This window comes from Aminobacter sp. P4_H6_2, from assembly GCF_056400805.1.
Map to the genome: position 1 here is coordinate 1 of NZ_JBFUKO010000243.1, position 7,659 is coordinate 7,659.

Here is a 7,659-nt window from a genome sequence, read left to right on the forward strand (position 1 = left end):
GTTTGGGAAACCGCGCGATCTGGGCGTTCAACCGGTATTCGTCGGCAAAGAAATCGACAGGTGGGTTGCCGAGGCGGCCGGCGTCATAGACCTGCAAGATATCGCCGCCGGCACAAAACGCCCTACCCTCGGCCTTGACGACGACCAGTGCCACGTCGCTATCCACCTGCCATGCGGTGAGCGCCCGAGACAGCGCCAAAACCATCTTGTGGGTCAGCGCGTTCAGCGCCTGCGGCCGCGTCAGCGTGACGATGCCGGCCGCTCCGGAGCGCTCGAAGCGGATTTCGTCGTCGCCGCCAAAGTCGAAGTCCACTGGAATCCCTCACATTCAAGCTGAGTGTGCAGAGCTAATGTKGAGTGCCGGGGTGCGTCAATGCCGCAGGTCTCATCCTGCATCTTGGTGTTGGGCAAACCAGCATGCTAAAAACTGCACAATTACCGGAGACGACCGATGAACAAGTTCACCCCAGCCAAGGCAGCCGGCGCTCGCAGCGTCGACGAGATCACTGGCAGCCGCCGCCTGCGCCGCATGCGCAAGGCCGACTGGTCGCGCCGCCTGGTGCAGGAGAACCGCCTGAGCGTCGATGATCTGATCTGGCCGATCTTCATCATCGATGGCGAGAACCGGAAGGAAGACATTCCAGCGATGCCAGGCGTGTTTCGCATGTCGGTCGATCTCGCCGTCAGGGAAGCGGAACGCGCGGCAAAGCTTGGCATTCCGGCCCTTGCCACCTTCCCCAATGTCGACATGGGTCTGCGCGACCAAACGGGCGCGCATATCCTCGAGCCCGACAACATCATCAACCGCGCCACCCGCGCCATCAAGGCGGCGGTTCCCGAGATCGGCGTCATCACCGATGTCGCGCTCGACCCGTTCACCAGCCACGGCCATGACGGCATCCTGCGCGACGGCATCATCGTCAATGACGAGACGGTCGCCCAGGTGGCCGCGGCAGCTGTGCTTCAGGCAGCGGCAGGTTCCGACATCATCGCGCCATCCGACATGATGGACGGCCGCATCGGCGCCATCCGCGACGCGCTCGACGACAATGGCTTCCAGGACGTGGCAATCATGTCTTATGCGACAAAGTTCGCTTCAGCCTTCTATGGCCCCTATCGCGAGGCGATCGGCACGCAGGGACTGCTCAAGGGCGACAAGAAGACTTACTACATCGACCACGCGAACTCCGACGAATGCATCCKCGAGGCCGAACAGGATCTCGCCGAGGGCGCCGACATGCTGATGGTCAAGCCCGGCCTGCCCTATCTCGACATCATTCACAGGTTGAAGGAAGAATTCCGCGTGCCTACCTTCGCCTATCAGGTGTCGGGCGAATATTCGATGATCAAGGCAGCCGGCGCCAATGGCTGGATCGATGGCGAAAAGGCGATGCTGGAGAGCCTGCTCGCCTTTAAACGCGCCGGCTGCGACGGCATCCTGACCTATTTCGCGCCGGAAGTGGCGCAGATGCTGAAGGGCTGAGTTGCCTGCCTACAACATGTCCAGCAGTTGCTGTATTGTGAATGGCATGAACAGGTCGGAGCAGTCAGGAGACTTCAACAGAACGCCGATGCAATTCGCAGCATGGGCGCGACCTCGCTTTACCTGTTCGACTCGACGGCACGCAACGAGCAGTCTCAAGACAGCGATCTCGACCTTTTCATCGACTATGACGCGGGACGTCGCTTCTCGCTGGTCGACCTTGTCGGGATCAAACAGTTGCTGGAAGAGGCAATGGCCGTCGACGTGGACCTTACAACGCGCGACAGCCTGCACCCGCAGTTGAAGGACGACATCGAACGGTCCGCCATTCGTGTGTTCTGACGGCAGGACTTAAGGTCGGCCCTATTTTGGCGGAAATCCTTGATGCGCTTGACGGCATCGAGGCTGCAACTGCCGGCAAGACGCTGCAGGATTTCCAGGACGACTGGCCTTTGAAGCATGGTGTCCAACGCGGTATCGAGATCATCTCGGAAGCTGCGCGGCATCTGCCGGACGAGTTGCTCGACCACGCCCCTGAAGTTCCCTGGAAACAGACATCGGCAACGTGCTACGGCACGAATATCACAAGATCGCGGATCCCATTGTCTGGGCAGTCGTGACCGACCATCTGCCGGAATTGCGAACTGCCGTGGGACGTCTTTCGGCAAGTCTCGACAAGCCTGAATCTTGAAATCTGCGTCCAATTTCCCCATTTGAATTGGCGCGCGGGCAATTTCGCTCGCCATTGAGGATATTATGACCGCACGCGTTCTGGACGGCGAAATCATCACCAACAGGCTTGAGGATACGCGCGCCTATGACGGTGTTCGCACGCGCCGCATCCTGGCTTTCCTGATCGACTATCTGATCGTCGGTCTTTTGATGATCCCCTTCGCCATCATCATCCTGCTTCTCGGCATCCTGACGCTCGGCCTCGGCTGGGCGCTGTTTGGCATCCTGTTCCCCGCGGTGGCACTGCTCTATATCTGGTCGACGCTCGGCGGGCCCAACCAGGCGACAACCGGCATGCGCATAATGGGTATCCGGCTCGACCGCCTCGACGGCAAGCCGATCGATGGTCTTCTCGCGGTCGTTCACTCGGTCCTGTTTTGGGCCGGTAACGTGGTTTTGACTCCGCTGGTGCTGCTGGTGACGCTGTTTTCCGACCGCAAGCGCGCGCTGCACGACCTGCTGCTCGGCACCGTGGTCAGCCGCAGCGACAGCTAAAATTGCCATTCGGCGAGTCAAAACGGGCAGTTGCGGCAAAATGTGAAGGCAAAGAATCCACCTGCCTTCATATTCATGTTGAATTTTTCGCCGGTAGCGCCAAGCTAGGGAACATTGATTGGGAGTCTTCCTGACGCTCGATGACGCAGCATCCGACCCATTCTCCGCAATTCTTCCTGACGGCGCCGTCCCCCTGCCCCTATCTTGAGGGGCAGTTCGAGCGGAAAGTCTTCACTCACCTTGTGGGTGACAAGGCGCCTGAGATGAACGACCTGTTGACCCAGGGCGGCTTCCGGCGTTCTCAGAACATCGCCTACCGGCCGGCCTGCGAAACCTGCAGGGCCTGCGTCTCCGTCCGCATCCTGGCTCAGGAATTCAAGGCCACGCGCAACATGCGCCGGGTGGTCGAGCGCAACTCCGACCTCGTCGGCGCCATGCACGACGCAGAACCCTCGACCGAGCAATACTCGCTGTTCCGCTCCTATCTCGACGCGCGCCACCGCAAGGGCGGCATGTCCGACATGACCGTGCTCGACTACGCCATGATGGTCGAAGACACCCATGTCGATACCAAGGTGATCGAATACCGCCGGCGCGGCCCCGACACCTTCATCACCGGCCAGGGCCAGGGCGAACTGATGGCGGTGGCACTGACCGACAAGATGTCGGACGGGCTGTCGATGGTTTATTCCTACTACAATCCGGAAATGGACGAGCGGTCGCTTGGCACTTACATGATCCTCGACCATATTGCCCGCGCGCGCGCCATGGGCCTGCCCCACGTCTATCTTGGCTACTGGGTCAACGGTTCGCGCAAGATGAACTATAAGGTACGCTTCACACCGCAGGAACATCTCGGCATGAAGGGCTGGGAGCGTTTCGAAGGCAACATTTGAGCATGTCCGGCCCGTTTTCCACGCTGCCRTCGACCATCTGGCAGGGAAATCGTGGCAAACACTCAATCGAACCACTCCAAGGGACTGTTGCTGACCGGACTCGGCGGGCTGGCGCTGACCGTCGACATTCCGCTGATCAAGCTTGCCGACGGCAACAACTGGTCGATCCTGTTGATGCGAAGCGGGGTGACGTTCGTCGCGGCGATCGTCATCTGGCTGGTCTGGCGCTCGTTCAGCCGTAACGCACCGCAACTCATTCCAGGCCGGGCAGGCCTTGTGGTCGCCGGTCTCTACGGCCTCGGCTCGATCGCCTTCATCACTGCCGTCTACAACACCTCGACAGCCAATCTGGTGTTCATCCTGGCCTTCAACACCGTGTTTGCGGCGGTGCTGTCATGGGTATTCCTCAGGGAAAGGCCACGACCGGCAACCATGCTTGCCATGCTGGCTATGGTCGGGGGCGTGCTGATCATCGTTGGAAGCTCGATCGGCACCGGCCATCTGTTCGGCGACCTGATGGCCGTATGCTCGGCCTTCTGCATCGCCTCGGCCATCACAATTTCGCGCTCAAGCGGCAAGGACATGGGCTTCACGGCGCTTGTCGGCGTTTTGCTGCCCTGCCTGGTCGCCGCCTTCATGGTTTCCAAGACGGGCTTCAAGGTCGAAGCGCCGTGGTGGATCATCTTCAACGGCGCAGTGATCATGCCGATCTCGTTCTTCTGCCTCGCCAACGGCCCGAAATACATCTCCGGGCCAGAAGTCGCGATGTTCTACCTGCTCGAGACGGTGCTAGCGCCGATCTGGGTGTGGATGATCTTCGCCGAGGTGCCGACGCGCAACAGCCTGATCGGCGGAGCGATCCTCATCGCCACGCTCGTCGCCCACTCGGCCTGGCAGCTTGCTGAAGGCCGCAGACGTCGGGCAAGTGCCGCCGTCCAACAGGCCGTGTGAGCGCCCTAACCGGCCTTTGTTCGCTTGGACGGCAGGTCCTCTCGGGAAGCCTCGATGGTGCGCGTGCTATCGCCCTCGGCTAGCACATTGGCACCGATCATAGCCGCCTCGTCGTTTAGCTCGATCTCGCGAATCCACTCGCGCCAGATGGCGACCARSAGCGCCATCAGCACRGGGCCGATGAACAGGCCTAGAAAGCCCATCGTCTTGACGCCGCCGATGAGGCCGAAGAAGGTTGGCAGGAASGGCARYTTGATCGGCCCGCCGACSAGYTTSGGGCGCARCGTYTTGTCGACGATGAAGAGTTCGATCGAGCCCCAGGCGAACAGGGCGATGCCGGCAATCGGCGAGCCGCTGGCGATCAGATAGACTGAGACCAGGCTGAACGACAATGGCGCGCCACCGGGGATCAGCGCCATGAAGCCGGTAATGACGCCAAGCGTCACCGGCGACGGCACGCCGGCGAGCCAATAGGCGACGCCGAGCACCACGCCTTCGCCAATCGCGATCAGCGTCATGCCGGTGACGGTGGCGCTGATCGTCGCGGGGACAACGCGCGAAATGCGCTCCCAGCGCATCGGAAAGATGCGTTCACCCAGCCCGTCGAGCTGGGCGACGAAGGATTCGCCATCACGGTAGGTGAAAAACAAGGCGATCAGCATGAACAGCAGCGTCAGAATGATGCCGAAGGCGCTGCCACCGGCGGCAAGCACGCCGCGATAGATGGTGCCGATATTGGCGCCGCTGACGAGCTGGATCAGTTCGCCGATCGCGCCGGGATGGCCGACATAACGCGCCCACTGCTCGTTCAGCCAATCGCCGACGACTGGAAGGTTCAATATCCAACCCGGCGTCGGCGCGCCATGACGATTGGTCTCCAATGCCCAGCCGACCCATTCGCGGATCTCGTTAACGGTGTAGGTCGCGGCAAAGGAAATCGGCACGACGAGGAAGGCGATGATGAACAGCAGCGCCAGCGTGGCGCCAATGGTCCTGTTGCCATCGACCGCCGTCAAAAGCCGGCGATAGAGCGGCCAACTGGCAAAGGCGATGACCAGTGCTGCCAGCACCGGCACCAGGAAGCCGTGAAAGAAATAGATTCCCGCCGCAACGATCAGCACCAGCAGCCAGCGCGCCGCCGAAAGCGGCGGCACCAAGGCTGCACGCATGGGCTGGGACGGGCCGAACAGCCTCGGCTCTCGCTCCGGTTTGCGGGGATTGGTCACATTCAAAGGCCTAGATCTCCTCGGCCCTGCATTGGACCCGTGTTAACGCCCGGCGCGAGCTTCGCAGCCGATGAGGAGATCATAGAGGCTATTGCGGTGCCGCGCACGAAAACTTTGCCGCACCGCACCCGCTCAATGCGTCATTTTTTCGCCCTTAGCCAAAGCGTCCAGTGCGCGGAAAACCCTTGGGCACCATCCGTCCAGCTGTGGCACGCGTGCCGATCCATTCGAGCAACTCCTCGCGTGACCGGGTGAAGGTGCGTTCGGCTGAGTCCAGCCAGCTGAGACCGTTTTCCATCGTGAAGGGCTTCATGTCGAGCACGCCGCCGTCCTTGTACTTCTGCAGCCTGACGCCCTTGCCGCGCGTCATCTCGGGGATCTGCTCAAGCGGGAAGACCAGCATCTTGCGGTTTTCGCCGACGATGGCGAGATGGTCGCCCACAAGCGGTATGCAGCGCTTGGCTTCGTCGGGCGACTTGACGTTCATCACCTGCTTGCCCTTGCGGGTGTTGGCGACGACCTCTTCTTCGACAACGACAAAACCATTGCCCTCATGGGAGACGAGCAGCAGCTTGCGCTTGGGCTCATGGACAAAGGCGGTGACGATGTCCTGATCATTGTCCATATCGACGATGATACGGATCGGTTCGCCATGGCCACGCCCGCCCGGCAAGCGATCGGCACCGATGGTGTAGAACTTGCCGCCAGTGGTGAAGACCAGGATCTTGTCGGTGGTCTGGGCGTGGAAAGCGAGCTTGAGGCTGTCGCCTTCCTTGAAGGTGAGCAGCGAATAGTCGGCGAGATGGCCCTTCATCGCCCGCAGCCAGCCCTTTTCCGAGACGACAACCGTCACCGGCTCCTTCTCGATCATGGCGTGCGCGATATCGGTCAGGTCGTGGTCGGGCGCTTCGGCGAAAACGGTGCGGCGACGGCCAAGCTTGGTGTCGGGACCATAGTGCCTGCGGACCTCGCTCACTTCCCACTTGATGGTCGCCCACTGCTTGGCGTCTGACGCCAGCAACGCTTCGATCTGGCTCTTTTCAGTGCTCAGCGCGTCGAATTCCTTGCGGATTTCGAACTCTTCGAGCTTGCGCAACGCCCGCAGGCGCATGTTGAGGATGGCTTCGGCCTGATTGTCCGTCAGGCCCCAGCGCGCCATCATTGTGCGCTTGGGCTCATCCTCCTCGCGGATGATACGGATCACCTCATCGATATTGAGGTAGGCGATCAGGTAGCCGCCAAGGATTTCAAGGCGCTTTTCAATCTCGCCGAGACGGAACTTCGAGCGGCGAACCAGCACCTCGCGGCGGTGATCCAGCCATTCGCGCAGCACGCTCTTGAGCGACAGCACGTTCGGCACCTTGCCGCGCGACAGCACGTTCATGTTGAGCGGGAAGCGGCTTTCGAGCTCGGTGAGCTTGAACAGCGATTCCATCAACAGGCCCGGATCGACAGTACGGCTCTTGGGCACCAGAACGACACGGATGTCTTCGGCACTCTCGTCGCGGATATCCTCAAGCAGCGGCAATTTACGGGCGATCAAGAGCTCGGCGATCTTTTCGATCAGCCGCGACTTCTGCACGCCATAGGGAATTTCGGTGACGACGAGGTTCCAGGTGCCCCTGCCCTGGTCTTCCTGCTGCCACGTGGCACGCATGCGAAAGCCGCCACGCCCCGTCTCGTAGGCGTTGACGATGGAGGCCCAGTCGTCGTCGATGCTGCCGCCAGTGGGCAGATCGGGACCGCGCACCTTGCAGGCCAGGCGCAGTTCGGGATCGTCCTTGATGCGCTCCCATTCACCTGGGGAAGTCATCAAGTCAGTGACGGAAGCGTCCGGATTGTCGATAAGATACAGGGCTGCACTGCACAGCTCGGC

At 61.0% G+C, this 7,659-nt stretch carries 8 protein-coding genes and 1 pseudogene; 6 read left to right on the forward strand and 3 right to left on the reverse strand.

Annotated elements, in window-relative coordinates:
* A partial coding sequence (locus AC1DUU_RS17465) for an enoyl-CoA hydratase/isomerase family protein (protein ID WP_476784671.1) occupies positions 1 to 313 on the reverse strand: 313 nt, incomplete at its 3' end.
* A 138-nt stretch (positions 314 to 451) separates the two neighbouring features.
* Between AC1DUU_RS17465 and hemB the strand changes: the two genes are divergently transcribed.
* The 6 genes and pseudogenes from hemB to AC1DUU_RS17495 all read left to right on the forward strand — a co-directional run bounded on the left by hemB (position 452) and on the right by AC1DUU_RS17495 (position 4,557).
* Positions 452 to 1,483: a porphobilinogen synthase gene (gene hemB, locus AC1DUU_RS17470; protein ID WP_476784672.1), complete on the forward strand. Its 1,032-nt coding sequence runs from the start codon at positions 452 to 454 to the stop codon at positions 1,481 to 1,483.
* Between the two features lie 102 nt (positions 1,484 to 1,585).
* On the forward strand, positions 1,586 to 1,825 hold the full coding sequence (locus AC1DUU_RS17475) for a nucleotidyltransferase family protein (RefSeq protein ID WP_476784673.1): 240 nt from the start codon (positions 1,586 to 1,588) through the stop codon (positions 1,823 to 1,825).
* A gap of 26 nt (positions 1,826 to 1,851) precedes the next feature.
* Positions 1,852 to 2,174, forward strand: a pseudogene (locus AC1DUU_RS17480) (HepT-like ribonuclease domain-containing protein).
* A 65-nt stretch (positions 2,175 to 2,239) separates the two neighbouring features.
* Entirely contained in the window at positions 2,240 to 2,710 is a 471-nt protein-coding gene (locus AC1DUU_RS17485; protein WP_476784674.1) for an RDD family protein, read from the forward strand.
* Between the two features lie 140 nt (positions 2,711 to 2,850).
* Positions 2,851 to 3,606: an arginyltransferase gene (locus AC1DUU_RS17490; protein WP_476784675.1), complete on the forward strand. Its 756-nt coding sequence runs from the start codon at positions 2,851 to 2,853 to the stop codon at positions 3,604 to 3,606.
* A gap of 51 nt (positions 3,607 to 3,657) precedes the next feature.
* Positions 3,658 to 4,557, forward strand: a complete 900-nt coding sequence (locus AC1DUU_RS17495; protein ID WP_476784676.1) for a DMT family transporter — start codon at positions 3,658 to 3,660, stop codon at positions 4,555 to 4,557.
* Between the two features lie 5 nt (positions 4,558 to 4,562).
* Here the strand turns inward: AC1DUU_RS17495 and AC1DUU_RS17500 are convergent, their stop codons facing one another.
* Both AC1DUU_RS17500 and AC1DUU_RS17505 read right to left on the reverse strand, forming a co-directional pair.
* Positions 4,563 to 5,726 carry an AI-2E family transporter gene (locus tag AC1DUU_RS17500; protein WP_476784677.1) on the reverse strand — a complete coding sequence of 388 codons (1,164 nt, stop codon included), beginning with the start codon at positions 5,724 to 5,726 and terminating at the stop codon, positions 4,563 to 4,565.
* A 211-nt stretch (positions 5,727 to 5,937) separates the two neighbouring features.
* The coding region (locus tag AC1DUU_RS17505) for a DNA gyrase subunit A (protein ID WP_476784678.1) at positions 5,938 to 7,659 on the reverse strand (1,722 nt) is incomplete at its 5' end.

Coding starts and splice junctions, on each gene's coding strand:
- AC1DUU_RS17475 (WP_476784673.1), top strand. CDS start 1,586: ATGGGCGCGACCTCGCTTTACCTGTTCGACTCGACGGCACGCAACGAG.
- AC1DUU_RS17485 (WP_476784674.1), top strand. CDS start 2,240: ATGACCGCACGCGTTCTGGACGGCGAAATCATCACCAACAGGCTTGAG.
- AC1DUU_RS17490 (WP_476784675.1), top strand. CDS start 2,851: ATGACGCAGCATCCGACCCATTCTCCGCAATTCTTCCTGACGGCGCCG.